Raw genomic sequence first — 25,162 nt, 5'->3', positions numbered from 1 at the left:
AGGCGCCCTGGGGCCCCTGATCCCGGCTTCAGGCTCAGGCCATCAGGCGATAGCCCACCCCCGGCTCGTTGCGGATCACCGAAGGAGCCGCCGCATCGCCCTCCAGCTTGCGGCGGACGCCGCGCGCGGCGACGCGGAGATATTCGACGTCATGCTCGTGGCCCGGGCCCCAGACGGTGCGCAGCAGCTGGGCATGAGTCACCACCCGCCCGGGATGCTTGGCGAGCTCGGCGAGAAAGCCGAACTCCTTGGGCGTCAGATGCACCTCCTCGCCGGCCCTGCGGACCAGCCTTGCGCCCAGGTCGATCTCGATCGCATCGATCCGCACCACCGGCATCTCGGCCTCCACCGAAAGGCGATGGCGCAGCGCGGTGCGGACGCGAGCGAGCACTTCCTCGGTATCGAATGGCTTGGTCACATAGTCGTCCGCGCCCAGGTCGAGCGCGGTGACCTTCTGCTCGGTCGCGTCGCGCGCGGAGACGACGATCACGGACGCGCCCGCCGCCTTGAGCAGCGGCACCAGCTCAAGCCCGTCGCGATCGGGCAGGCCGAGATCGAGCAGCACCGCCTCGGGCTTGTCGATCTGCATGGCGCTCAGCGCGTCGCGGGCGCTCGCCGCCTCGACCACGCGGTAGCCCGCGCGCGCCAGCCCCGCGCCGAGCAGACGGCGGATCGCCGGCTCGTCGTCCACCACCAGAATTTTCGCCTGCTGGCTCATTCGCCTGCATTTCCTTTCCGTAGCAAGGCTTCCGGGAAGCGGATGGTGAAGATCGCCCCGGCCCGGTCGGTGCGGTTCGCCGCGGAGACACTCAGCCCCATCGCCTCGGCAAATCCCTTCACGATGGCGAGGCCGAGCCCGGTGCCTCCCTTGCGGTCCGATCCCTCGATCCGGGTGAAGGTCTCAAAGATCCGCGCCTCGTCGCCCGGCGGCAGGCCGGGGCCCTCGTCCATCACGCTCAGCGTCATGCTGCCCGGCTGGCGGCGCGCGGTGAGCGTGATCGACGAGCCCGGATCGCCATATTTTCCGGCATTCTCGATCAGGTTGATCAGGCAATGGTGGAACAGCTGCGGATCGACCGAGGCGAAGGGGAGCTCGGGCGGCACGTCGAGCCGCACCGGATGATCTTCCAGCACCCGCCGCAGGTCGTGCACGGCGGCGGCGACAGCCTCGGCCAGGTCGACCGGCTCGATCGACTGGTGGAGCGCGCCCGCTTCGATCCGCACCATGTCGAGCAGGTTGGCGACGAAGCGGTTGAGCCGTTCCGCCTCGGCGCGGGCGGCGGACAGCTGCTCCTCCTGCCCCTCGCCCGCCGGCCGCATCTCGCCCAGCATGCCGAGGATGGTGGTGAGCGGCGTGCGCAGGTCGTGGCTCACCGAGGAGAGCAGCGCTGCGCGCAGCCGGTCGCGCTCCTTCAGCTGGGTCACCATCGCCATCTCGCTCTCCAGCGCGATCCGCTCAAAGGCGAGCGCGGCCTGGTCGAGCAGGCTGAGCAGCAGCGGCAGCTGGTCCGAGCGCAGCGGATTGCCCGCATCGATCCGCGCCACGCCCAACACTCCTAGCGCCCGCCCGCCCGCCGCGAGCGGATGGAACAGCCATTCCGAAGCGGTGAGCGTGTCCGAGCCGCGCCCGGCGGGGCTGTTGTGGTCGAACGACCATTGCGCCGCCGCCTGCTCGATCATCTCGAGCCGGTCCTCCGGCGGATAGGCCGCGCGCAGCCCGAGCTGGCCGTGCTCGGGCAGCAGCAGCACCGCGCTCACGTCGAGCAGCCGGGCGACCTCGGCGCAGAGCGTCTGGCCGAGATCCTCCTGCGTGCTCACCCCCGTCAGCAGCCGCGCGAAGCCCGCCAGCGTGCTGTTCTGCGCGGCGCTGCGCTGGGCGAGCTCCGCCTGTGCCCGCACGCGCGCCGCGAGCTGGCTGGAGACCACCGCCACCCCCATCAGCACCAGCACGGTGATGATGTTCTGCGGGTCCTGGATGGTGAAGGTCCGGGTTGGCGGGATGAAGAAGAAATTATAGGCGAGCGACGAGACCAGCCCGGTCACCACGCCCGGGCGCACGCCGTAGCGCGTCGCCGCGACCATCACCGGCAACAGGTAGAGCAGCCCGATATTGGTGATGTTGCCGAGCGAGAAGATCGTCGCCCCCAGCACCGTGACTGCGACGACCAGGCCGAGCGAGACGATATAGTCGGCCGGGGAACCCCAGCGGCCGCGCGGGCGGTGGTGGCGGCCGGGCGCGGGCGCCTCGAGCATCGGCAGCACGTGCACCGCGATGCCCGGCGTCTCGCGCACCAGCCGGTCCACCACCGAGCCGTGCCGCAGCTCGAACCAGCGCGAGCGCGCCGACTTGCCGACGATGAGCTGGGTGGCGCGCGCCTCGGCGGTGAAGCGCTTGAGGCCCTCCAGCACCGATTCCGCCGGTACCGTCGCCACCTGCCCGCCGAGCTGGCTGGCGAGATGGAGCGTCGCGGCGATCTGGGCATTTTCCGCGTCGCTGAGCCGGGCGGTGCGCGGCGTTTCGATGTGCACCGCCGTCCAGGGCGCGCGCAGCCCGTCGGCGACGCGCTTGGCGGCGCGGACCAGCTCGGCCGAGCCGGGCAGCTCGCTCACCGCCACCACCAGCCGCTCGCTGGCCGCCCAGGTGCCGGCCAGCGCATGGGTGCGCAGATAGTCGAGCATCTGCGCGTCGACCGCCTGGGCGGCGCGGCGCAACGCCAGCTCGCGCAGGGCGGTCAGGTTCGACTTGGAGAAGAAATGCCCCAGCGCTCGCGTCGCTTCCTCGGGGACATAGACCTTGCCTTCGCGCAGCCGCTCGATCAGCTCGTCGGGCGGCAGGTCGACGATCTCGAGGTCCGCCGCCTCGAGCACGCGGTCCGGCACGGTCTCGCGCACCCGCACCTTGGTGAAGGAGGCGACGACGTCGTTCAGGCTCTCGATATGCTGGATGTTGACGGTGGAATAGACATCTATCCCCGCCGCGAGCAGCTCCTCGATGTCCTGGTAGCGCTTGTCGTGCCGGCTGCCCGGCGCGTTGGTGTGGGCAAGCTCGTCGACCAGCACCAGCTGCGGCGCGCGGGCCAGGATGGCGTCGATGTCCATCTCGGCGATGGTGCGGCCATGATAGGCGACCGGACGGCGCGGCACGATCTCCAGCCCCTGGACCAGCGCCTCGGTCTCGACGCGGCCATGCGTCTCGACCACGCCGATGACGACGTCGATGCCCGCCTTGCGCCGCGCCGCGGCCTCGGTGAGCATCTCATAGGTCTTGCCCACCCCGGGGGCGGCGCCGAGGAATACCTTCAGGCGGCCGAAGCCCTCCTGCGCGGCGGCGCGCAGCAGGGCGTCGGGATCGGGTCGCTGGTCGTCGTCGCTCACTCGGCGGCTTTTGCGCCCTGCGCCGCCTGCTTGTCGAGATCGCGATTGAGCGCGAGCACGTTGACGCGCGGCTCGCCCAGGAAGCCGAGCAGCGGCTGCTCGACATGCCCGGCGACGATCGCGCGCACCTTGCCGGCGCTCAGCCCCCGCGCCCCGGCGACGCGGGCCACCTGGAAAAAGGCCGCCTCGGGGCTGATGTCAGGGTCAAGCCCCGAGGCGGAGGTGGTCACCAGATCGGCGGGAACCGAATTTCCTGGTGCGGAACGGTTGGCGGCGACGTCCTTGGCGACGCGATCGACGAGCGCCTGCGCGGTCGGCCCCAGGTTGGAGCCGGACGAAGCGGTGGGGTCATAGCCATTGGTGCCGGCGGCCGAGGGCCGGCCGTGGAAATAGCGGGGACCGGCGAAACCCTGGCCGAGCAGCTCGGAGCCGCGCACCCGGCCGTCCTCGACGATCAGGCTGCCATTCGCCTGGTGCGGGAAGGCGAGCTGGCCGATGCCGGTGAGCGCCGCCGGATAGGCGAGCCCGAGCAGGGCGGCGAACAGGATCGTCAGGACGAGCGCCGGACGAAGAGCGGTAGTGAGATCCTTGAGCATTTCTTCTTCCTTCTGAAGCCTCTCCGCGGGAGGGGCCTGCCTCGTCACGCCAGCCCCAGCCCCGCCACGACCAGGTCGATCAGCTTGATCCCCGCGAACGGCGCCAGCACGCCGCCCAGGCCGTAGATCGCCAGGTTGCGGGCCAGCAGCGGCCCCGCCCCGATCGGGCGATATTTCACGCCCTTGAGCGCCAGCGGCACCAGCGCCGGGATGATCAGCGCGTTGAAGATGATCGCGGAGAGGATCGCGCTCTGCGGGCTCGCCAGCTCCATCACGTTGAGCACGCCGAGCGACGGATAGAGCGCGACGAACATCGCCGGGATGATCGCGAAATATTTCGCGATGTCGTTGGCGACCGAGAAGGTGGTCAGCGCCCCGCGCGTCATCAGCAGCTGCTTGCCCAGGCCGACGATCTCGATGAGCTTGGTCGGATCGCTGTCGAGATCGACCATGTTGCCCGCCTCGCGCGCGGCCTGGGTGCCGGTATTCATCGCCACGCCCACATCGGACTGGGCGAGCGCCGGCGCATCGTTGGTGCCGTCGCCGCACATCGCCACCAGGCGGCCGCCCTGCTGCTCCTTGCGGATCAGCGCGAGCTTGTCCTCCGGCGTGGCTTCGGCGAGGAAATCATCCACCCCGGCCTCGGCCGCGATCGCCGCGGCGGTCAGCGGATTGTCGCCGGTGATCATCACGGTGCGGATGCCCATCCGGCGCAGCTCGCCGAACCGCTCGCGTACCCCGGCCTTGACCACGTCCTTGAGCGCGATCACGCCGAACAGCCGGCCATCCTCGGCCACCGCCAGCGGCGTCTGGCCCTGGCGCGCGATCTCCTCGGCGATGCGGCGCAGGTCGCCGCCCGCCGCCGTCTCGCCCAGGCCGGGATTGGCGCGCAGCACCGCGTCGACCGCGCCCTTCTGGATCAGCGTGGTGCCGATGCGGACGCCCGAGATGCGCGTCTGGGCAGTGAAGGGAATGACCTCGGCGGTCTTGGGCAGGCTGCGGATCTCCACCGCATATCTGCCCTGGGCGAGCGCCACGATCGAGCGGCCCTCGGGCGTCTCGTCGGCCAGGCTGGCGAGCAGGGCGGCGCGCGCCAGCTCGTCGGTGGTGACGCCGCCGAGCGGGCGGAACTCGCTCGCGGCGCGGTCGCCGATGGTGATGGTGCCGGTCTTGTCGAGCAGCAGCACGTCGATATCGCCCGCCGCCTCCACCGCGCGGCCCGATTTGGCAAGCACGTTGAAGCGCACCAGCCGGTCCATCCCCGCGATGCCGATCGCCGAGAGCAAGGCCGCGATCGTGGTCGGGATCAGCGTGATCAGCAGCGCCGCCAGGATCGCCACCGGCACCTGGCCGCCCGCATAGGCGGCGAAGCTCGGAATGGTCGAGACGGCGATCAGGAAGATAATCGTCAGGCCGACGAGCAGGATGGTCAGCGCGATCTCGTTCGGAGTCTTCTGGCGCTCGGCCCCCTCCACCAGCGCGATCATCCGGTCGAGGAAACCCTGGCCCGGCTCCTGGGTGACGCGCACCTTGATCCGGTCCGAGATCACGCGGGTGCCGGCGGTCACCGCCGAACGGTCGCCGCCCGCCTCGCGGATCACCGGCGCGCTCTCGCCGGTGATCGCGCTTTCGTTGACCGAGGCGACGCCCTCGATCACCTCGCCATCGGCCGGGATCAGGTCGCCGGTCTCGACCAGGACGATGTCGCCCTTCTTCAGCTGCGAGGCCGGGACGACCCTGCCGCTGGGCAGCCGCGCGCTGAGTTCCGACTTGGTGGCGCGCAGCGACGCGGCCTGGGCGCGGCCCCGCCCCTCGGCCAGCGCCTCGGCAAAGGTGCCGAACAGCACGGTGAGCCACAGCCAGACGATCAGCTGGATCTGGAAGGACAGGGACAGGCTGGTGCCGCCGAGGAACAGCAGCACGGTGAGCAGCAGCGCGACCACCGCGGTGGTGAAGAGCACGGGGTTCTTCACCAGCTGGCGCGGATCGAGCTTCGCGAACGCGTCGCCGATGGCAGGGCCGATCAGGGCGGGCGTGAACAGGGTTGCGGTCGTCATGGCAAGGGACCTCAGAAGAGCTGGCCGTGGATCATCGCGAGATGATCGGCGATGGGACCGAGCGCGAGGCTGGGCAGGAAGGTGAGCCCGCCCAGGATCAGGACGATGCCGACGAGCAGGCCGACCCAGAGCAGGCCGGTGGTCGGGAACGAGCCCGCGCTCTCCGGATGCACCTTCTTCGCGGCCAGGCTGCCGGCGATGGCGAGCGCGGGCACGATGATGAAGAAGCGGCCCACCCACATCGCGACGGCGAGCATGCCGTTGTAGAAGGGCGTGTTCGCGCTCAGGCCGCCAAAGGCCGAGCCATTGTTCGCGGTGGCCGAAGTGAAGGCGTAGAGGATCTCGGTGAAGCCATGCGGCCCCTTGTTGAGCGGCCCGGCCAGGCCCGCCGGCAGCGCCGAGGCCAGCGCGGTGCCGCCCAGGATCATCAGCGGCAGCACCGCGATGGCGAGGACGGCGAGCTTGACCTCGCGGCTCTCGATCTTCTTGCCGACATATTCGGGCGTGCGGCCCACCATCAGCCCGGCGACGAACACCGCGAGGATGGCGAAGAGCAGGAAGCCGTAGATGCCCGCGCCGACGCCGCCGATCACGACTTCGCCGAGCTGCATGTTGAACAGCGGGATCATGCCGCCGAGCGGCGTCAGGCTGTCGTGCATCGCGTTGACCGCGCCGCACGAGGCCGCGGTGGTCACCACGCTGAACAGGGCGCTGGCGGCGATGCCGAAGCGGACTTCCTTGCCCTCCATGCTGCCCCCGGCAAGGCCGAGATGATGGAGCGCCGGATTGCCCGCGGCTTCCTGCCAATAGCTCATGGTGGTGCCGGCGACGAACATGACCAGCATCGCGGCGAGGATTGCCCAGCCCTGGCGCGGATTCCCCACCGCCCGGCCGAAGCTGTGGGTCAGGCCGGCGCCGATCAGCAGGATCGACAGCATCTGGACGAAATTGGTGAGCGCGCCCGGATTCTCGAACGGATGCGCCGAATTGGCGTTGAAGAAGCCGCCGCCATTGGTGCCGAGCATCTTGATCGCTTCCTGCGAGGCGACGGGCCCGAGCAGGATCGTCTGGCGCGCGCCCTCCAGCGTGGTCGCGTCGACCGAGGACAGGAAGGTCTGCGGCACGCCGCTGGCGATCAGGAACAGCGCATAGACGATGCACGCGGGCAGCAGCACGTAGAGCGTCACCCGGGTCATGTCGGCCCAGAAATTGCCGATGCCGCTCGCCTGGCGCCGCGCGAAGCCGCGGAACAGCGCAAAGGCGATGGCGATGCCGGTCGCCGCCGACAGGAAATTATGGATGGTGAGGCCGAGCATCTGGCTGAGGATCGACAGGCTCTCGCCCGAATAGCTCTGCCAGTTGGTGTTGGTGGTGAAGCTCACCGCCGTGTTGAAGGCGAGGTCGGGCGACTGGCCCGGCAGCCCGCGCGGATTGAGCGGCAGCAGGTCCTGGAAGCGCAGGATGCAATAGGTGAAGGCGAAGGTCGCCAGCTGGAACGCCAGCATGTGCAGCGCATAGCGGCGCCAGCCCTGCTCGGCGTGCGGATCGACGCCGGCGAGCCTGTAGAAGCCGCGCTCGACCGGGCCGAGCACGGCATGGAGCGGCGTGCGCCGCCCTTCATAGATGGCGAAGAGCCAGCTCCCCATCGGCTTGGCGAGCGCGACGAGGAGCAGCAGGAAGACGAGGATCAGCGTCCAGCCTTGCACGGTCATGATGAAGTCCGATCAGAAGCGCTCGGGCCGGACGAGCACGGCCACGAGGTAGATGAGCAGGCCCAGGGCGGTGAGCCCGGCGAGCGCGAGCGGCAGCGGCATAGCGTTCTCCTCAAGCCTGGTCGCAGAGGCGGACGCAGGCGAGCGTGAGCAGGAAGAGCCCGGCGAGCGCTCCCAGCCAGATCAGGTCGTTCATGGTCTTGTTCCCCTATTGGCGGCGATCATGGCGCCCATTGTCGAACCGGATGTGCCCGGGCGGCACGGGGATCAGCCGGAACAGGCCCGGCCCCTCGATCAGCAGCGCCCAGCCCAGCGCCCAGGCGATGACGGAAAGCACGGCCTCGCCGAATTCGGCGGGATCGGCATTGTGCAGCGGCGCATGGTGGATCGAGACGGCGAGCGCCGACACCGCCAGCGCGCAGCCGCCAAGCAGCAGCGCGCCGCCCAGCCGCAGCCCGGCCTGTGCCGGCCAGCCTCCGGCGCCGCTTTCCAGACGATGCAGAAACGCACCCACGATGCACCTCCGAACAGGATGTCGTGAGCAGCGATGTGGGGCGGCGGCCAGTTAAGGTTCCACGGGGAAGTTCGGCCCCCGCATAAAGATTCCATAAAATCGTTGGCAGCGGCCGAAACCTCTGAATACTAGGCGGGCTCGACGGCGCCGAAGGGGGAGCCGGCAGGGAAAGGCCCGCCTTGAACGCGACGCAGACCGCCGAAACCGGCCCCTCGCACGGCCATCAGGATCGGCTCGGCACGCTTGCCGTCGGCGCCATCGGCGTGGTGTTCGGCGATATCGGCACCTCGCCGCTCTATTCGCTCAAGGAAAGCTTCATCGGCCATCATCCGCTGGCGGTGGACCGGGAGCATATCTTCGGCGTGCTCTCGCTGGTCTTCTGGACGATGGTGCTGGTGGTGACGCTCAAATATGTCGTCATCATCCTGCGCGCGGACAACAAGGGCGAAGGCGGCAGCCTGGCGCTGCTGGCGCTGATCACGCGCAAGCTGGGCGAGACGCGCTGGACGCCCTGGGTGACGATCCTGGGCGTGATCGCCACCGCGCTCTTCTATGGCGACGCGATCATCACGCCGGCGGTGTCGGTGCTGTCGGCGGTGGAGGGGCTCGCCACGGTCGAGGACTCGCTGTCGCAGCTGGTGCTGCCGATCAGCATCGCCATCCTGATCGGCCTCTTCATGATCCAGTCGCGCGGCACCGCGCGGGTCGGCCGGCTGTTCGGCCCGGTGATGGTCTTCTATTTCGCGGTGATCGCGGTGCTCGGCGTGTCCGGGATCGCGCGGAGCCCGGACATCCTCTGGGCGCTCAATCCCTGGTACGCGCTCAACTTCTTCCTGCTCGATCCCATGCTTGCCTTCCTGGCGCTGGGATCGGTGGTGCTGGCGGTGACCGGGGCCGAGGCGCTTTATGCCGATATGGGCCATTTCGGGCGCAAGGCGATCATGGTCTCCTGGCTCTACATCGCCTTCCCCTGCCTGATGCTCAACTATCTCGGCCAGTCGGCGCTGCTGCTGAGCAGCCCCGCCGCGGTGGAGAACCCGTTCTTCCTGCTGGCGCCCGAATGGGCCCGCCTCCCCCTCGTCATCCTCGCCACCATGGCGACGGTGATCGCCAGCCAGGCGGTGATCTCGGGCGCCTTTTCGGTGACGCAGCAGGCGGTGCAGCTCGGCTTCCTTCCGCGCCTGCGCATCCGCCATACCAGCGCCAAGGCGGCGGGGCAGATCTATGTCCCGCTCACCAACTGGCTGCTGCTGATCATGGTGATCCTGCTCGTCCTCGGCTTCCGCAGCTCGAGCAATCTCGCCGCCGCCTATGGCATCGCGGTAACCGGCACGATGTTCATCACCGCCTGCATGCTGGGCGTGCTCACCTTCGCGGTGTGGAAATGGCCGCCGGTCGTGGCCGGGCTGGTCACCGGCGGCTTCCTGCTCATCGACGGGCTCTATTTCGCCTCGAACGTCACCAAGATCCCCGATGGCGGCTGGTTCCCGCTGCTGGTGGCGGCGATCGTCTTCATCCTGCTCACCACCTGGGCGAGCGGGCGCCGGCTGGTCCGCGCGCGGCTGCACGAAGGGGCGATGCCGATCCAGATCTTCATCCAGTCCGCCGGCCATTCGGTGCAGCGCGTCCCGGGCACCGCCGTGTTCCTTGCCAGCACCGACGACATTCCGCCCGCGCTGCTCCACAACCTCAAGCACAACAAGGTGCTGCACGATCGCGTGGTGATCCTCACCGTGGCGATCGAGCAGGTGCCGCATGTCGCCCCCGCGGCCCGTGCCGAAGTGAAGCCGCTCGGCGAGGGATTCTACCGGATCGTCCTCCATTACGGCTTCATGGACGAGATCGACATTCCCGCCGCGCTCCATGCGCTGGGCGAAGCCGTGGGCGACAAGTTCAAGGCGATGGAGACAAGCTATTTCCTCGCCCGGCAGACGCTGATCGCTTCGTCCCGGCCGGGCATGGCGATCTGGCGCGAGAAGCTGTTCGCCCTGATGGTCCGCAACGCCGAGAGCGCGATGGAGTTCTTCAAGCTCCCCACCAACCGCGTGGTCGAGCTGGGGAGCCAGGTGGAAATTTGAAGCGGCGCCCCCTCCCCGAAAGGGCGGGGAGATAGGCGCGAACCGCGCGGCGCCGGCCGGCCGGAAAGGGGGCGGATCGCCGCCCCCTCCCCTAGCGGATCAGAAGCTCATGCGCAGGCCGGCGGTGATGATCCGCCCGGTGCTGGCATAGGTCTGGCTGACCGGATTGGCCGCGTACATCGTGCGATATTGCGGCGCGTTGGTCATGTTGCGGCCCTCGAGCGACAGCTTGGCGAACTTGGTCACCGCATAGGACATGGCGAAGTCGATGTTCAGCTGGTTCTCGTTATAGCCGAAGTCCGCGAACACCGGCGAGTTGCAGGGGCCGCCGCCGACCGTGGTGGTGCCTACCGAGCAGGTGCCCGTCGCCAGCGGGAAACGGTTCACGTAGCGCGCCCGCCACGCGCCCGAGACGCGGGCCGAGAACTTGCTGTCCTCGTAATAGAGCGTCGCGTTGAACGCGTCCGGCGACGTGTTGAGGAACGGCCCCTCGGCATAGCTGTTCACCGCGGTGCCCGACACCGTCTGGCTGGTGCTCAGCGCCGTGCCCGTCAGATAGCTCAGGCTCGAATCGATGTGCGTGTAGTTCGCGATCACGCCGAAATGCTTCAGGAAGCCGGGCAGGAAGAAGAAGTCGGTCTGCAGATTGACTTCCACGCCCTGGATATGGCCGCCGGGCGCATCCTTGAACTGGCGGATGCCCCAGGTGCCGCCGGCCGTGGTGTAGCTGAGCAGCGCGGGGTTGGTGATGAAGGTCAGCACCTGCTGGTACACCTCGGGCTCGAACACCGCCGACAGCGGCGCCTCGAGCGCCACCTGCTGCGGGAAGGTGTCGATGTTCTTCCTGAACAGGTTCACCGCGATCAGGCCGTTATGCGCGAAATATTTCTCGAGGCTCAGGTCGAGATTGGTCGCGCGGAACGGGTTGAGATAGGGATTGCCCACCGTCAGCGTCGGCGCCGTGCCGTTCGCGTTCAGGCTGGTGGTGAAGGCCGTGGTGCCCGGCGTCAGGCTGGCGAGCTGCGGCCGCGACATCACCTTGGACGCGGCGAAGCGGACGAGGAAATTGTCGGCGACTTCCCAGTTCGCGTTCATCGCGGGCAGCCAGTCCCAATATTCGTTCTTCGCGGTCACCCCGAGGCCCGCCACGCCGTCGGCGCCGCCGACATTGCCCGAGCCCGAGACCCGGGTATTGGCGACGCGCATGCCGATATTGCCGCGCAGCGGCCGGCCGAGCAGGTTGACGTTGTAGTCGACCTGGAAATAGGCCGACACGTCGTTCTCGCTCACCCCGGAGCGCTGGCGCCCGTCGACCACGGCGCGGAAATCGCCCCATTTGTTCACACAGTTGCAGTTGATGCCGAACTGATTGATGAACTTCTTGATATCGGGCGCATAATAGCTGGTCGGCGTGCCCTGCGACACGTTCAGCCCCTGGCCGAAGCCGATCGTCTGGCCGAGATCGGTGATGTTGAGCCGCGCCTCGGCCAGCGTCGGGTTGATCGCCTCGATCGACTGGTTGCGGCGGCCCTGGTCGCCCGAATAGGCGAACTGCTTGGCGGTCCCGCCGAAGCGGATCGACATCTCGGGCAGCGCTTCATAGGTGAAGTTCACCCGCGCCACCTTGAACTCATTGTCCACGGTGTTGGTGAAGTAGCGGATCGTCGACAGGCCCTTCACCAGCGTCCAGCTGTTCGGGTTCGCCACGTCGAAGCCGGGCTTGAACACCGGCATCTTGCCGCCGGCGCGCTCGTCGAAGGTATAGCCGTCCTGGTCGATCGCGTTGAACTCGGCGAGCAGGCCATAGGCGCGGAACTGCGATTTCGACCAGCCGCCGGTCGCATCGGCATAGAAGCCCGGCGCGAGCTCCTGATGGACGTTCAGCGTCACCTGCTTGAAGTCGGTGCGGCCGAACTGGGTATCGGCGAAGCTGCGCCAGTCCACATCGTCGAGGACCAGATAATCGGCCTGGCCGGCGCTGTTGACATGCGCCTCGCGGATCTTGGTGTTCGGGCGGCCGAGCAGCTCGTTGTAATAGCCGATCTGGTTGGCGGTCGCGACATAGCCCGGCGAGGCGGGGTTGTTGTAATAGTCGAACGGATTGAGGTTGTTCGGGTTGAGGCTGTTGAAATAGCCGGCCAGCGGCGCCTGGCCCACGCCGTTGCCCGGCTGGTCGCCATTGCAGTCGATGATCGCGCTGGGCACGCAGTTCGCATAGAGCGCGACACGGTCGGCATAGCCATTGGCGGTGCCGATCGCGCGCAGCCCGTTCGCGCCCGTCCCCACCACGCGCGCATTGGTGCCGTTGCGGTTGAGGCCGATCGGCGTGATGCCGGTGTTGTTGCTGTTCTGGTCGTAGCGCGAGAACACGCCGTCCAGCGTGATCTCGGTGCCCGGGCCCGGCTTCCACTGCATCGTCGCGGTGGCGCCGATCCGCTCATAGTCCAGATATTGGCGGCCGACCGAGGGCAGGCCCGGGATGATCGTGGTCGGCGTGACCAGCGCATAGGCCGCCGGATCCGAGCCGAAGGTGGCGCCGGTGCCCTGGTTGCTCGGGCGCGCGAAGCCGAACACGTTCGGGGTGACGCCGGCGATCTGCGAGTTGCGATAGGCATATTCGAACACGCCGATGTTGCGGCGATAGGCGTCGATCTGCTGTTCCTGCTTCTGGTACGCGCCCGAGACGAGGATGCCGAAATTGTCCGTCACCCGCACCGAGGCGAGGCCGGTGAAGCGCGGGTTCCACTTCTTGCCGTTCTCGCGATACTCGGCCTCGGCGCCCGCGGCGAAGCGGTTCTTCTTGTAGGCGAGCGGGCGGCCGGTGGTGAGGTCGATGATCGCGCCGAGCGACCCTTCGTCATTCTCCGCCGCGGTCGACTTGGTCACCTTGATGCCGCCGAACAGTTCGGAGGCGAAGGTGTTGAAATCGAAGCCGCGCGAACGGTTAGCGCCGGAATCGGACTGGTTGCCGCCCGAGATGTTCTGGGCATCGGCACCGTTCAGGCGGACCATCTGGAAGTCGCCGCCCAGGCCGCGCACAGTGATCGTGCGGCCCTCGCCATTGTCGCGATCGATCGAGACGCCGGGCAGGCGCTGGATCGATTCCGCCAGATTGGCGTCCGGGAAGTCGGCAATGTCCTCGGCGGTGATCGCGTCGACGATCTGGTTCGAATTGCGCTTGATGTTGACCGAGCTGGCCAGCGAGGCGCGGAAACCGGTAACAACGATCAGGTCGCCGCTTTCCGTCTGGTCCTGCGGCGCGGCCTGCGGATCGTCCTGCGCGACGGTGGCGGCGACCGCGGCGGCGGCCTCGGCGGTCTGCGCCCAGGCCGGCGCTGCCATCAGCAGCGCCATGCCGAGCGCGCCCAGCGCCGTCGTGCCGCGCAGCGCCGAACGGCGCGCGGCAAGGGTGTCAGCGATAGAAAGCATGAATTCCTCCCCCAAAGTCTTCTCATCGACAAGCATGAGTCGATGCGCCCGGCGGAGCCTGGAATCAGGGTGCGACGCAGCATTGCGGAAAACGACGCGAGCCGCTCCGCAAGATCCAGCCATGTCGCGACTTGCCCCCTCCCACGCCCCTCTTGCGGATCTTCTCGTCCACTTGGGCGCAAGCGTATTCAGCCACGCTTGTTCACCCTATTGATCGCGCTACCATCCACGCGTGTCAACCGGTGTCATTGAACAAAATGTCACAATCGGGCGATTGCGGCATTTCAGCAACATCGGGGAAATGCCGCCGTGCCGCGTGGGTTTTCGGGGAGGTTTTGCGCGCCGGTTCCGCGCGCTGGCCTGTTGCCCGCGGGCAATGGCTCCTTCCGCACCTTCTCCGCCGTCACCCCCACTATCCCTTCCTCCATCCCCCGCTGTGCCTTCCTAGTCATCCCCGCATATTCTCCACCGTCATCCCCGCGCAGGCGGGGATCCAGGGTAGCTCGGGATGATCGAAGCAATCACGCGGGCGCTTGCCGGAAACGGCAAGGCGAGCCTCGCACGCCTTGCTGTTGGCCCTGGATCCCCGCCTGCGCGGGGATGACGAGGAAGGCACAGCGGGGGATGGAGGAAGGGATAGCGGGGATGACGGTGGAGAATATGCGGGGATGGCCGGGTTCGCCGATTGGGCGGGGTCTTGAACCTAGCCCTCGCGCGGCGGCGCGACCGAGGCGCGGTGGATCAGCGTCGAGGGGAAGAGCGACGGCTCCTCCACGGCATTGCCGTCGTCGCCGAAAAAGTCCGCCAGCAGCTTCAGCGCGGCCGAGCGTGCCATCGAGATGATCGGCCAGTGCACCGTGGTGAGCGGCGGCCAGATGTGCGAGGCGATGGCGGTGTCGTCGAAGCCGACGATCGACAGGTCCTCGGGCACGCTCATGCCCCGGCGGCGCGCGGCGTGGAGGGTGGCGGCAGCCATCTCGTCGTTCGAGGCGAAGATCGCGGTGGGGCGCGGCGACAGGTCGAGCAGCCGGTCGGCGGCGGCCAGCCCGGTCTCGAACGTGTAGTTGCCGTCGGCGATCAGGCTGCGCGGCAGCTTGATCCCCGCCTCTTCCAGCGCGTTCTCGAAGCCCTTGCGGCGCTCGCGCGCGGAGCGGAAGCCGTGCGGGCCGGCGATCAGGCCGATGCGGCGATGGCCGAGCGAGATCAGGTGGTTCACCGCCTCGGTCACCACGTCGCAATCGTTCGAGGCGACCATGTGCTCGGACGCGTCCAGCGTCGCCGATCCCATGCGGACATAGCGGATGCCGAGCTCGCGGCAGAGCTCCGCCACCATCTCGTTCTCGGAGACGGGCGGCAGGAACATCACGCCATAGAGCCGCTGGCGCTCGAGGAAGTTGCGCACATCCTCGAGCATCGTCGAGCTGCCCCGGTCGATCGGGCGGACGATCAGCTCGAACTCGGTGTCGCGCATTGCCTCGAGCATGCCCGCCTGCACGTTCATCACCATCTGCGCGTTGGGATTGTCGTGGATCAGGCCGATCAGGAAGTTGCGGCGCAGCGCCAGCGCGCGCGCCTGGACATTGGGGACATAGCCCAGCTCGCTGATCACCTGCTCGACCTTCGCGCGCGTGTCTCCATTGAGCAGCGGCGAGCGATTGATCACCCGGCTGACGGTTTTCTTCGAGACGCCGGCGATACGGGCGACGTCGTTGATCGTGGGCTTTCCGGTTCTCTCCATCCCGCGAACATAATGGCTTGCAGGACAAAGCGATACGATATTATCGGCTTGGTCGGCGCCGCGGATTGGCCACCGGTGTCAGCTATCGCCTCAACTGCCCGGCTGGATGTACGGCACCCTGCTCCATAGCTCGCGCTCCCATTTGCGCGGATCGCCGGCCAGGCGGCTGGGCGCGTCGAACAGCATCGTCGCGCGGCCGGGCAAGGTATAGGGCGCCCAGGCGGGCAGGCCCGCCGCCGCCGGCCGGCCGGTGCGCGCGAGCGAAGCGAAGGCGCCCATCACCTGCCCGCTCAGCTTCCGCGCCGCCGGCCCGGTACCGGTATAGGATCCCGGCGCATCGAGCGTGCCAAAGGCCAGCGCTATATCCATCGTGTGCGGCGCGCCGCGCTCGGGCCGGGTCGGCGACTGGTAGTCGACCTGATAGACCCAGGTCGCCCTGGCCCCCGCCGCCGCCCGCGCATCCGCCTCGAGCCATTGGCCCGGCCAGCTCCGGCCGGCGGTGGTGGCGCGGTAGAAGAGCTGCTCGGGCGTGTCGCCCGGGAAGCGCGCGCGATATTGGGCGACCACCCATTCGGGCAGCAGGTCCATGCGCAGCTCGGGCGCCATGCGCGCGGCCACATTGTCCCAGGTCAGCCCCCGCACCTTCTCCGAATTGGGATCGATGAAGGCCCGTGTCTCGTCATGCGTGTTGCCCAGGATCATCGGGATCGCCAGGCTCTGCGGATTGGCGTCGGGCCAGAAGGGGTGGCGGGTGAGCCACTTCATGTCGAGCACCGGCCCGAAATAGACGCCGCCGCCCAGGATCGGGTCGGTCGCGTCCAGCGCATCGACCAGCTTCTCGACCGGCATGTCGAGCAGGGGCTGGAGGTCGCCTTCCCGCACGCCCAGCCGCGCGAGATAGGCCTGGGCCCGCTTCGTCGCGTTGAGCGGGCCCGACGCGGTCACCTGCTGCCCGCTCATCGTCGCCGCCGAATGGAACAGCCCTCTGGCCGCCGGCATGCCCATCAGCGTCGCGATCTTGGCGCCGCCGCCCGACTGGCCGAACACGAAGACCCGGCGGGGATCGCCGCCGAATGCCGCAATATTGTCCCGCACCCATTGCAGCGCCAGGATCAGGTCGAGCTGACCGAGATTGCCGCTGTCGGCGAAGCGCGGATCGAAGCGGGCGAGATAGAGATAGCCGAGCGCGTTGAGCCGGTGGTTCACCGTCACAACCACCACATCCTCGGCCGCCGCCAGCGTCGCGCCATCGTTCAGCGGCACGGTGACGGTGCCGTTCGAATAGGCCCCGCCATGGATGTAGAGCATCACCGGGCGCTTCGCCGTGTCACTGGGGGCGGGCGTCCAGATGTTGAGGAACAGGCAGTCCTCGGAAGCACGCTGGTCGCCCCTGCCCTGCGGGCAGATCGGGCCGAACGTATCGGCACGGAAATCGGTCACGCGCGCGGCCCGGCGCGGGGCGCGGAAGCGATCGGCCACGCCGTAGCGGATCCCCAGAAATGCCCAGGGACCGCCCTGGTCTTCGGAATGGCCCATGCTGAGGAAGCGGCCCGCAGGCGCATCGACCACCATGCTCACCGGAGTCGCACGGGCCACCAGCGGCGCCGCCGCCAGCGCCATGCCGCCCGCCACTACCGAACGCCGCGTTACCCCGCTCATTGCCCTGCTCCCGTCATGATATGTCCCGTCGCCTCTTCGATCCGGCCGAGCGCCGCGCGGGTCAGCGCCGCCTGGCGCCCGGCTTCCTCGGCCTCGCCGGCCAGCCGCCCCACCTGCAGGCTGATCGTCGCGATCAGCGCCGCGATCTCGCGCGAGGAGACGGCGGTCTCGTCGATCGAGGCGAGGATGCCCGCCACGGTGGCCATCTGCGCCTCCATCGCGCCCGACACGGCGCGGACGCGGGCCAGCAGCTCGGTGACGACGCCCAGGATCGCGCGGTTGGTCTCGGCCATCGCGGCGCTCGCGGCCTGTGCCTCGCGGATCGTCCGGGTGACGCCGCCGGTCGCGTCCGCCGCCTGGTCCGCCAGCGTCCGCACTTCCTGCGCGACCACCGCGAAGCCGCGCCCGCTGTCGCCGGCGCGCGCCGCCTCGATGCTGGCGTTCAGCGCGAGCAGCCTGGTCTGATGCGCGATGCCGGAGATCAGCGTGACGACGCTCTCGATCCGCGCCGTGTTGGCGGAGAGGCGCTCGGCGCTCTCCTTGCCCTTGAGCGCGATGGCATCGGCATTGCCGGCGACTTCCGCCGCGGCGGAGGCATCCTCGCGGGCGCGCTCATAGGCGGTGATGAGCGCCGCGGCGCCGCGCGCGGACTCGCCCATCGCGATCGCCGCCTGGTCCGCCGCCGACGCCACTTCCGCCGCCGGCGCGCGCAGCCCGAGCAGCTCGGCGGCGGTGCGCTCGGTGAACCGGGCGATCTCGCGGCTCGTCCGGGCGGTGCTGGCGATCGATTCGCTAAGCTCGGCGCGAACCTCGGCCAGCTCGCGCCGCCGGGCGGCCTGGGCGCGCAGACGGGCGATCTGGCGCAGCCGGCTGGCGATGATCTCGAACTCGATCACCGCCAGCTTCTGCGTCGCGCGGGTCAGCCGCTCGAGCTGGCCGGGATCGCTGCTCAGCGCGAAGAACAGGGCATGGATGTGCATCTGGGCGACGAGCATCGATGCGGCGACGGTGGAGAATTCCAGGCCGTCCTCGGCGATGCGGTCGGCCTCGGCGGCGACGCGATCGACCCAGGCCTGGTCGATCGGGCGCGAAAGCTTGGCGCGGGCATAGTCGACGCGGCTCTCGACCAGCGCGGCGGGCACCGCGCCGCCCGCGCGCCGCTCCAGCAGCTCGCGCGCCACGCCCGCTATGTGCGGCGCGATGAAGCGCCAGGCCTCGGCCAGCTCGCGCTCGAAGCCCGCATCCATGCCATAGACCGCGCGCAGCTGCGCTACGTCACGCCCTTCCGGAGCCGCTTCGGCGGTGCCGGCGAAATCCTCCCCCATCGGCCATCCTCACCCATGCCGGGGCGATGTTTCGCCTCCGGTCGATCATCGGCGGACGTCGAGCCCGCCTTCGTCGAACGCCGCCAGGTCGGCGCGCGTGAACAGGCTCGCGTCGCCGGGCAGCGAATGCTTGAGCGCCGTGAGCGCCAGGCCGGCCCGCGCCGCCGCCTTCGCATCGCCGCCGCTCTCGATCAGGCCGTGCAGCACGCCCGCGGCGAACGCGTCGCCCGCGCCGATGCGATCGACGATCCCGGCGATCAGCACTTCGTCGGTCTGGTAGCCGCCGGCACGCGTATCGACTCGCGCCGAGACGCGGTGGCTGTCCGCATCGTCGACATGCCGCGCGGTGTTGGCGATCGTCTGGAGCCTGGGAAAGGCCGCGAACGCCGCCTCCGCCGCCTCGCGCCGGCGATCGGCGCCGTCGCCCGAGAATTCCCGCCCGAGCAGCAGCGAGATGTCGCGATGGTTGCCGAACAACAGGTCGGCATGGCCGATCAGCCGAGTCAGCACCGCCTTGGGATCGCTGTCCCAGCTCTCCCACAGCTTCGCGCGGTAATTGCCGTCGAACGAGACCGGGATGCCCCTCGCGGCCGCCGCTTCGGCCGCGGCGATCGCGGCGGTGGCGCTGTTGTGGCCGAGCGCCGGAGTGATGCCCGACAGATGCAGCCGCGTCGCCCCGTCGAGCAGCGCGTCCCAGTCCCAGGCCTCGGCCGGGCGCAGGGCGAACACCGACCAGGCCCGGTCATAGACGACCTCGGACGCGCGCAGCCCCGCGCCGGGGGTCAGGAAATACAGGCCGAGCCGCCCGGGCTCCGCCACCACGGTCGAAGTGTCGACGCCGCGCCGGCGCAGCTCGCCGATCACCGCGCCGCCCAGCGGATTGTCCGCCACGGCGGAGATCATCCGCACCGAATGACCCAGGCACGCCAGCCCCGTGGCGACGTTCGCCTCGGCCCCGCCGACATTCACCTCGAGCTTCGGCGTCTGGAGCAGCAGCTCGCGCCCCGGCGGCGAGAGCCGCAGCATCAGCTCGCCGAAAAAGGCAATGCTCATCGCGCCAGCCACCCGCCGTCGACCGCCAGGATATGGCCCTGGACATAATCCGCGGCCGCAGAGGCGAGGAACACCGCCGCGCCGCCCATGTCCGCCGGATCGCCCCAGCGACCGGCCGGGATGCGCTCCATGATCGAGCGGTTGCGATCCGCGTCCGCCTGGAGCGCCGCCGTGTTGTTGGTGGCGATATAGCCGGGCGCGATCGCGTTCACGTTGATGCCCTTGGCCGCCCATTCGTTGGCGAGCAGCTTGGTCAGCCCGCCGATGCCGGACTTGGACGCGGTGTAGCTGGGCACGCGGATGCCGCCCTGGAAGGTGAGCATCGAGGCGATGTTGATGATCTTGCCCCGGCCCTGCGCCACCATGTGCCGCGCCGCCGCCTGGCACAGGAAGAACACCGACTTGAGGTTGGTGTCGATCACCGCGTCCCAGTCCGCCTCGGTGAAATCCAGGCTGTCGGCGCGGCGGATGATGCCGGCATTGTTGACCAGAATGTCGAGCCCGCCCAGCTTGTCCACAGCTTCGTCCACAACCCTGTCCACAGGCGCGATGGTCGAGAGGTCGGCCGAGACGATCTCGGCGCGGCGGCCGAGCGCGCGGACCTTCTCCACCGTTTCCTCGGCCGGCGTGCGGCCGACGGCGGCGATGTCGGCACCCGCGGCGGCGAGCGCCAGCGCGATGCCCTGGCCGATGCCGGTATTGGCGCCGGTGACTATGGCAACCTTGCCGGAGAGATCGAAGGGATTGGTCATGGCTCTTCTCACTCCCCTCCCTGCAAGGGAGGGGTCGGGGGGTGGGTACGCGGCGCGCAGCGTCGCGTTCGACGTCAGCGGAGGCAGGCCGAGCCTCACGGCTCGGCACCCACCCCCAGCCCCTCCCTTGCAGGGAGGGGAGCAACGGTTACGCCAGCTGGCAGATGTCCAGCACGTTCATGTCGGTATAGTCCTGGTTCTCGCCGGCCATCGCCCAGATGAAGGCATAGGCCTTGGTCCCCGAACCCATATGGACCGACCAGGGCGGGCTGATCACCGCTTCCTCGTTCTGGACCACGATGTGCCGCAGCGCATCCTCCTGACCCATGTAGTGGAACACGCGGTCCTTCTCGAGATTGTCGAGCTCGAAATAGAGATAGATCTCGCTGCGGCGCTCATGGATGTGCGGCGGCATGGTGTTCCACACGCTGCCCGGCTTGAGCACCGTCAGGCCCATCACCAGCTGCGCGCTGTCGCACACGCCCGGGATGACGAGCTGGTAGATCGAGCGCTCGTTCGATTCCTCCAGCGTGCCGCGATCGAGGCGGTTGGCGTCGGCGATGCCGAGCTTGCGCGTCTGGAAGCCCTTATGCGCCGGGCACGAGACCAGGTAGAAGCGCGCGCCGTCGCCCGAGAAGGTCACGTCCCTGGCGCCCATCGTCACGTACAGGCAGTCCTTGTTGCCCAGCGCGAAGCTCTCGCCATCCACCGTCACGGTGCCTTCGACGCCGCCGATATTGACCACCGCCAGCTCGCGGCGCTCGAGGAACGGGTGCCCCGCCGCCGAGGCCGGCTCGGTCTGATCGGGCAGCTTCACCGAGCCGCCGGCCACCGCGACGCCGCCGATCACCATGCGATCGGCATGGGTGTAGTTCAGCACGCACTCGCCGGCGCGGAACAGGTCGGTGATCAGATAGCGGTCGCGCAGTTCCTCGTTCGAGACGCACTCCATCATGTCGGGGTGCGTGGCGTAGTAGGTCCGGTCGAACATGAATGCTCCGTAGGTTAGGCAGCGGCGGCGACGGGCGCCGGCGCGGGGTGATCGAGCTTGTACGCTTCGCGCACCAGCCCGTTGGTCAGTTCATAGGCCAGCTCCGCGGCTTCCCAGTCGAGCAGCCGCCCCTCGGCGACCAGCCGCGCGAGGAAGCCGCAATCGATCCGCCGCGCGACATCGTGCCGCGCCGGGATCGAAAGGAAGGCGCGGGTATCGTCGTTGAAGCCGACGGTGTTGTAGAAGCCGGCGGTCTCGGTCACCTGCTCGCGGAAGCGGCGCATGCCCTCGGGCGAATCATGGAACCACCAGCTCGGGCCCAGCTTCAGGCACGGATAATGGCCGGCCAGCGGCGCCAGCTCGCGGGCATAGACGGTCTCGTCGAGCGTGAAGAGGATGATCGAAAGGTCGGTCGAGGTGCCGAACCGGTCGAGCAGCGGCTTCAGCGCATGGACGTAATCGGTGCGCATCGGGATGTCCGCGCCCTTGTCGCGGCCATGGCTTTCGAACAGCCCGCCATTATGGTTGCGGAAGCTGCCCGGATGGATCTGCATCACCATCCCGTCCTCGGCGCTCATCGCCGCCATCTCGGTCAGCATCTGGGCGCGGAACAGCTCGGCGTCCTGCGGCGTCCAGCTGTCGGACAGGATCGTGCGGAACAGCCGCTCGGCCTCGTCCCTGCCCAGGTTCGCGGTCGCCGCCGTCGGATGGCCATGATCCGTCGCGGTGGCGCCGGCGGCGCGGAAATCGGCGCGGCGCTTGCGATGCGCGGCGAGATAGCCGTCCCAGCTATACACGTCCTCGCCGGTCTTCTCGGCGAAGACCCGCATCGCGCCGGCGAACTGCTCATGCTCGACATCGATCACCGCATCGGGGCGATAGGTGGTGACGACGCGCCCGCCCCAGCCCGAGGCGCGGATCGCATGATGCGGCGACAGATCGTCCTGCGGCCCCTCGGTGGTGGCGAGGAAGCCGATGTTGAACCGGTCGAACAGCGCGCGCGGCTTGAACGCGTCGGTCGCCAGCTTCGCGTTGATCGTGTCGTAATAATGATCGGCGGTCGAAGCATCGAGCGCCACGTCGAAGCCGAACACTGCGCCGAACACATGGCCCAGCCACATTGCCGAGGGGGTGCCGCGGAAGAGATAGATGTGCTCGGCAAAGGTCCGCCACGCCTCGCGCGGATCGGTGGCCGGCATGCCCGCCTTGCTCGGCACGCCCAGCGCGTCGAGCGCCACGCCCTGCGAATAGAGCATGCGATAGATATAGTGATCCGGCGAGAGCAGCAGCTCGGTGGCGTTCGACCAGTTGGCGTTGGTCGAGAACCAGGTCGGATCGGTGTGCCCGTGCGGGCTGATGATCGGCAGCCCGGCCACTTCGGCATAGAGCACGCGGGCAATCTCCCGCGTGCGGTCCTCGGCCGGGAACAGCCGGTCGGGATCGAGCTTCAGGGGCCGGGCCATCGTCCAGTCCTTCCGTTACGCGACGTCGACGCGCGCCAGGCGCGGCGAAAGCAGGTGAATCGAAAGCAGCGCCAGGAAATATGCCGCACCGGCGACGATGAAGAGCGGCGCATAGCTGCCGATCGCATCGAGCACATAGCCCGCATATTTCGAGAAGACCATGCCGCCGATGGCGCCGACGGTGCCGCCGATGCCGATCACCGAGCCCACCGCGAAGCGCGGCACGGTGTCCGAGGGGATGGTGTAGAGCGTCGCCGAGAAGCTCTGGTGCGCCGCCGCGGCCACGCCGACCACGAACACGCTGAGCCAGAGATTGCCGTAGAAGGTGGTGAACATCACCGGCAGCACGAAGCAGGCCGAGATCAGCATGGTGAGCTTGCGCGCCTTGTTCACGCTCATGCCGGCGCTCATCAGCTTGCCCGAGAGCCAGCCGCCCGCCACCGAGCCGACATCGGAGATCAGGTAGATCGCGCCCAGCGCGATCGCCGCGGTCGGCGAATCCCAGCTGGTCAGGTTCAGGCCATATTCCTTGCCCAGCCAGCTCGGCAGCCAGAACAGGTAGAACCACCAGATCGGGTCGATGAAGAACTTGCCCAGCGCGAAGGCCCAGGTCTCCCTGGTGCGGAGCAGCTTGCCCCACAGATTCTTCACCTTCACTTCGGGGTCGGCCGGATCCTGGGTGATATAGGCCAGCTCCGCCGCGCCCACCTTGGGATGGTCGGCCGGCTTGTCGCGGAAGATGGCGAGCCAGGCGACCAGCCAGATCACGCCGAAGATGCCGGTGATCACGAAGGTCATGCGCCAGCCGAACGCCGGCACCATCGCCCAGATCAGCAGCGGGGTGAGGATCGCGCCGACATTCGATCCGGCGTTGAACAGGCCCACGGCAAAGGCGCGCTCCTTGGCCGGGAACCAGTCCGCGACGGTCTTCACGCCGGCCGGGAAATTGCCCGATTCGCCGATGCCCAGGCCGAAGCGGGCCAGGGTGAACTGCATGACGGTGTGCACGCCGCCATGGGCGACGTGCGCGATCGTCCAGATCACCACCGCGATGGCATAGCCGAAGCGCGCGCCGATCGCGTCGACGATCTTGCCGAAGGCGAGATAGCCGATCGCATAGGCGGCCTGGAAATAGAAGACGATGTTGGCATAGTCGGTCTCGGTCCAGCCGAGCTCCTTCGACAGGTCGGGCTTCAGCACCGCGATCATCTGCCGGTCGACATAGTTGATCGCGGTCGCCGCGAAGAGCAGCCCCACGATCACCCAGCGATAGCGCCCGACGCGCGAAACCGCGCCGGAGACTGCCGCCTCTCCCTTACTCGCCATCATCCTCTCCCTCGTCTCTCTCGATCGCGTTTCGCGACTCAATTCTCAGGCGTCGTGGATGCCGACGATACGGCACCGGACGCTGTAGTCATTCGCGAACCGCGCCTCCACCAGCTCGCCGACGCGAACAGGGTGGACCCCCGTGACCGCGCCGGTGGAGATCCACTGGCCCGGCGCGAGCGGCAGCTGCCGGTTGGCGGCAAGCTCGAACAGGAAGCGGACGGCGCCGAACGGGCCGTCGAGCATGGTGCTCGCGGTCGCCTCGCCGGCCACTTCATTTTCGATTGTTAGCGCTACCGGCCACTCGAGGAAATCCGTGCCGCGCGGAATTTCCGCGCCGACCACCAGGCCGTTGTTGTTGCCGAAGTCGGAAACCGTCACCGCCGGTCCGTGCGCGTTGATTCCCGCGAAGGGCGAGCTGGCGACCTCGATGCCGACATGGACGGCATCGACATATTCGGCGACTTCCGCATTGGTCCAGGGCCGGTCGAAATCCTCGGGGAGTTCGCCCAGGCGGAGCAGATATTCGGCCTCGCCCGCCGCGAAGCCCCGTTCGAACACCGGCATCTCCGGCACTTCGCCATTGGCCGCGGTCACCACCGAATCGGCGAAGATCGGGCCGGTCAGCCGGTTGGTGCCATAGGTCGCGTCGAGCGGCGCGGGGATCTTGCCCACTTTCCATCCCGCGATCCGGTCGCCGAACAGCGCGATCGCGCGTTCCTGGATGCCATAGGCTTCCTCGAGCGTACCCGGCAGCTCGCCGGGATAGTCGGTCAGCGCATTTCCTGCCTGTCGGGCCGCGACAAATGCTTGGGCGATGGCCTCGGCCGGTTCCCGTCCTTCGATCAACTTGAAATTCCCCATGTTCCCGTCGCGTGAGGGCCGCCCGCCATGTCCGGCCCGCGCACGCGCAAGCCGTCGCCCGACATCGCCGTCCCGCCCCGCTTCGCCTGCCCGGAAACCGCTCGCCTCCTGCGGTCCAGGGCTATGGGAGAAGACAGGCCGGAACCGGTGCCGGGCCATGTCGAGTAACTTGCGCGCGATCTCCTCTCCGAAGTCCTGCGTCCGACTTTGCGCGGTTCCGCAGGTGTCGC

General features: G+C 68.5%; 18 protein-coding genes. 1 reads left to right on the top strand and 17 read right to left on the bottom strand.

Annotated features, from left to right (window positions below):
* Positions 1-34 precede the first annotated feature (34 nt).
* The 7 genes from OMP43_RS03465 to OMP43_RS03435 all read right to left on the bottom strand — a co-directional run bounded on the left by OMP43_RS03465 (position 35) and on the right by OMP43_RS03435 (position 8,254).
* The gene (locus OMP43_RS03465) at positions 35-718 is read right to left on the bottom strand and encodes a response regulator transcription factor (protein ID WP_280278299.1); all 684 of its coding nucleotides are present in this window, start codon (positions 716-718) and stop codon (positions 35-37) included.
* Positions 715-3,375 carry a sensor histidine kinase KdpD gene (locus tag OMP43_RS03460; RefSeq protein ID WP_280278298.1) on the bottom strand — a complete coding sequence of 887 codons (2,661 nt, stop codon included), beginning with the start codon at positions 3,373-3,375 and terminating at the stop codon, positions 715-717. The genes OMP43_RS03465 and OMP43_RS03460 overlap by 4 nt, the downstream gene beginning before the upstream one ends.
* Positions 3,372-3,971: a potassium-transporting ATPase subunit KdpC gene (gene kdpC, locus OMP43_RS03455; protein ID WP_280278296.1), complete on the bottom strand. Its 600-nt coding sequence runs from the start codon at positions 3,969-3,971 to the stop codon at positions 3,372-3,374. Before kdpC ends, OMP43_RS03460 begins: the two co-directional genes overlap by 4 nt.
* 44 nt (positions 3,972-4,015) lie before the next feature.
* Positions 4,016-6,028 carry a potassium-transporting ATPase subunit KdpB gene (kdpB, locus tag OMP43_RS03450; RefSeq protein ID WP_280278295.1) on the bottom strand — a complete coding sequence of 671 codons (2,013 nt, stop codon included), beginning with the start codon at positions 6,026-6,028 and terminating at the stop codon, positions 4,016-4,018.
* 11 nt (positions 6,029-6,039) lie between these two features.
* Entirely contained in the window at positions 6,040-7,740 is a 1,701-nt protein-coding gene (gene kdpA / locus OMP43_RS03445) for a potassium-transporting ATPase subunit KdpA (protein ID WP_280278294.1), read from the bottom strand.
* 12 nt (positions 7,741-7,752) lie between these two features.
* Positions 7,753-7,842: a K(+)-transporting ATPase subunit F gene (gene kdpF / locus OMP43_RS03440; RefSeq protein ID WP_086128909.1), complete on the bottom strand. Its 90-nt coding sequence runs from the start codon at positions 7,840-7,842 to the stop codon at positions 7,753-7,755.
* A gap of 106 nt (positions 7,843-7,948) precedes the next feature.
* Entirely contained in the window at positions 7,949-8,254 is a 306-nt protein-coding gene (locus OMP43_RS03435; RefSeq protein WP_280278292.1) for a hypothetical protein, read from the bottom strand.
* Between the two features lie 257 nt (positions 8,255-8,511).
* On the opposite strand from OMP43_RS03435, the gene OMP43_RS03430 reads away from it, so the two are divergent.
* Positions 8,512-10,332, top strand: coding sequence for a potassium transporter Kup (locus OMP43_RS03430; protein ID WP_280278638.1), 1,821 nt, complete (start codon positions 8,512-8,514; stop codon positions 10,330-10,332).
* 99 nt (positions 10,333-10,431) lie between these two features.
* Here OMP43_RS03430 and OMP43_RS03425 read toward each other — a convergent pair whose 3' ends face one another.
* The 10 genes from OMP43_RS03425 to OMP43_RS03380 all read right to left on the bottom strand — a co-directional run bounded on the left by OMP43_RS03425 (position 10,432) and on the right by OMP43_RS03380 (position 24,917).
* Entirely contained in the window at positions 10,432-13,761 is a 3,330-nt protein-coding gene (locus tag OMP43_RS03425; protein ID WP_280278291.1) for a TonB-dependent receptor, read from the bottom strand.
* A 703-nt stretch (positions 13,762-14,464) separates the two neighbouring features.
* Positions 14,465-15,499, bottom strand: a complete 1,035-nt coding sequence (locus tag OMP43_RS03420; protein ID WP_280278289.1) for a LacI family DNA-binding transcriptional regulator — start codon at positions 15,497-15,499, stop codon at positions 14,465-14,467.
* A 90-nt stretch (positions 15,500-15,589) separates the two neighbouring features.
* Positions 15,590-17,158: a carboxylesterase family protein gene (locus OMP43_RS03415; RefSeq protein WP_280278287.1), complete on the bottom strand. Its 1,569-nt coding sequence runs from the start codon at positions 17,156-17,158 to the stop codon at positions 15,590-15,592.
* Positions 17,155-18,483: a methyl-accepting chemotaxis protein gene (locus OMP43_RS03410; protein WP_280278286.1), complete on the bottom strand. Its 1,329-nt coding sequence runs from the start codon at positions 18,481-18,483 to the stop codon at positions 17,155-17,157. Before OMP43_RS03410 ends, OMP43_RS03415 begins: the two co-directional genes overlap by 4 nt.
* A 45-nt stretch (positions 18,484-18,528) precedes the next feature.
* Positions 18,529-19,536: a sugar kinase gene (locus OMP43_RS03405; protein ID WP_280278285.1), complete on the bottom strand. Its 1,008-nt coding sequence runs from the start codon at positions 19,534-19,536 to the stop codon at positions 18,529-18,531.
* The gene (kduD, locus tag OMP43_RS03400) at positions 19,533-20,288 is read right to left on the bottom strand and encodes a 2-dehydro-3-deoxy-D-gluconate 5-dehydrogenase KduD (RefSeq protein WP_280278284.1); all 756 of its coding nucleotides are present in this window, start codon (positions 20,286-20,288) and stop codon (positions 19,533-19,535) included. The genes OMP43_RS03405 and kduD overlap by 4 nt, the downstream gene beginning before the upstream one ends.
* A gap of 148 nt (positions 20,289-20,436) precedes the next feature.
* Entirely contained in the window at positions 20,437-21,279 is an 843-nt protein-coding gene (gene kduI / locus OMP43_RS03395) for a 5-dehydro-4-deoxy-D-glucuronate isomerase (RefSeq protein WP_280278282.1), read from the bottom strand.
* A gap of 14 nt (positions 21,280-21,293) precedes the next feature.
* Positions 21,294-22,742 carry a glucuronate isomerase gene (gene uxaC / locus OMP43_RS03390; protein WP_280278280.1) on the bottom strand — a complete coding sequence of 483 codons (1,449 nt, stop codon included), beginning with the start codon at positions 22,740-22,742 and terminating at the stop codon, positions 21,294-21,296.
* Between the two features lie 15 nt (positions 22,743-22,757).
* On the bottom strand, positions 22,758-24,068 hold the full coding sequence (locus OMP43_RS03385; RefSeq protein ID WP_280278278.1) for an MFS transporter: 1,311 nt from the start codon (positions 24,066-24,068) through the stop codon (positions 22,758-22,760).
* Between the two features lie 45 nt (positions 24,069-24,113).
* Complete coding sequence (locus OMP43_RS03380; protein ID WP_348538587.1) at positions 24,114-24,917, bottom strand: 2-keto-4-pentenoate hydratase; 804 nt, start codon at positions 24,915-24,917, stop codon at positions 24,114-24,116.
* Between the last annotated feature and the right edge of the window lie 245 nt (positions 24,918-25,162).

The organism is Sphingomonas sp. CBMAI 2297, assembly GCF_029870595.1.
In the GTDB taxonomy this organism is placed as follows: Bacteria; Pseudomonadota; Alphaproteobacteria; order Sphingomonadales; family Sphingomonadaceae; genus Sphingomonas.
This window is presented reverse-complemented; position numbering and strand designations above follow the sequence as displayed.

What these genes read in the sequence shown, in the direction of transcription:
- kduD (WP_280278284.1), bottom strand. Translation starts at nt 20,288, where the DNA reads ATGACCAATCCCTTCGATCTCTCCGGCAAGGTTGCCATAGTCACCGGC.
- OMP43_RS03465 (WP_280278299.1), bottom strand. Translation starts at nt 718, where the DNA reads ATGAGCCAGCAGGCGAAAATTCTGGTGGTGGACGACGAGCCGGCGATC.
- kduI (WP_280278282.1), bottom strand. Translation starts at nt 21,279, where the DNA reads ATGTTCGACCGGACCTACTACGCCACGCACCCCGACATGATGGAGTGC.
- OMP43_RS03385 (WP_280278278.1), bottom strand. Translation starts at nt 24,068, where the DNA reads ATGGCGAGTAAGGGAGAGGCGGCAGTCTCCGGCGCGGTTTCGCGCGTC.
- OMP43_RS03415 (WP_280278287.1), bottom strand. Translation starts at nt 17,158, where the DNA reads ATGAGCGGGGTAACGCGGCGTTCGGTAGTGGCGGGCGGCATGGCGCTG.
- OMP43_RS03410 (WP_280278286.1), bottom strand. Translation starts at nt 18,483, where the DNA reads ATGGGGGAGGATTTCGCCGGCACCGCCGAAGCGGCTCCGGAAGGGCGT.
- kdpA (WP_280278294.1), bottom strand. Translation starts at nt 7,740, where the DNA reads ATGACCGTGCAAGGCTGGACGCTGATCCTCGTCTTCCTGCTGCTCCTC.
- kdpF (WP_086128909.1), bottom strand. Translation starts at nt 7,842, where the DNA reads ATGCCGCTGCCGCTCGCGCTCGCCGGGCTCACCGCCCTGGGCCTGCTC.
- kdpC (WP_280278296.1), bottom strand. Translation starts at nt 3,971, where the DNA reads ATGCTCAAGGATCTCACTACCGCTCTTCGTCCGGCGCTCGTCCTGACG.
- OMP43_RS03420 (WP_280278289.1), bottom strand. Translation starts at nt 15,499, where the DNA reads ATGGAGAGAACCGGAAAGCCCACGATCAACGACGTCGCCCGTATCGCC.
- OMP43_RS03405 (WP_280278285.1), bottom strand. Translation starts at nt 19,536, where the DNA reads ATGAGCATTGCCTTTTTCGGCGAGCTGATGCTGCGGCTCTCGCCGCCG.
- kdpB (WP_280278295.1), bottom strand. Translation starts at nt 6,028, where the DNA reads ATGACGACCGCAACCCTGTTCACGCCCGCCCTGATCGGCCCTGCCATC.
- uxaC (WP_280278280.1), bottom strand. Translation starts at nt 22,742, where the DNA reads ATGGCCCGGCCCCTGAAGCTCGATCCCGACCGGCTGTTCCCGGCCGAG.
- OMP43_RS03425 (WP_280278291.1), bottom strand. Translation starts at nt 13,761, where the DNA reads ATGCTTTCTATCGCTGACACCCTTGCCGCGCGCCGTTCGGCGCTGCGC.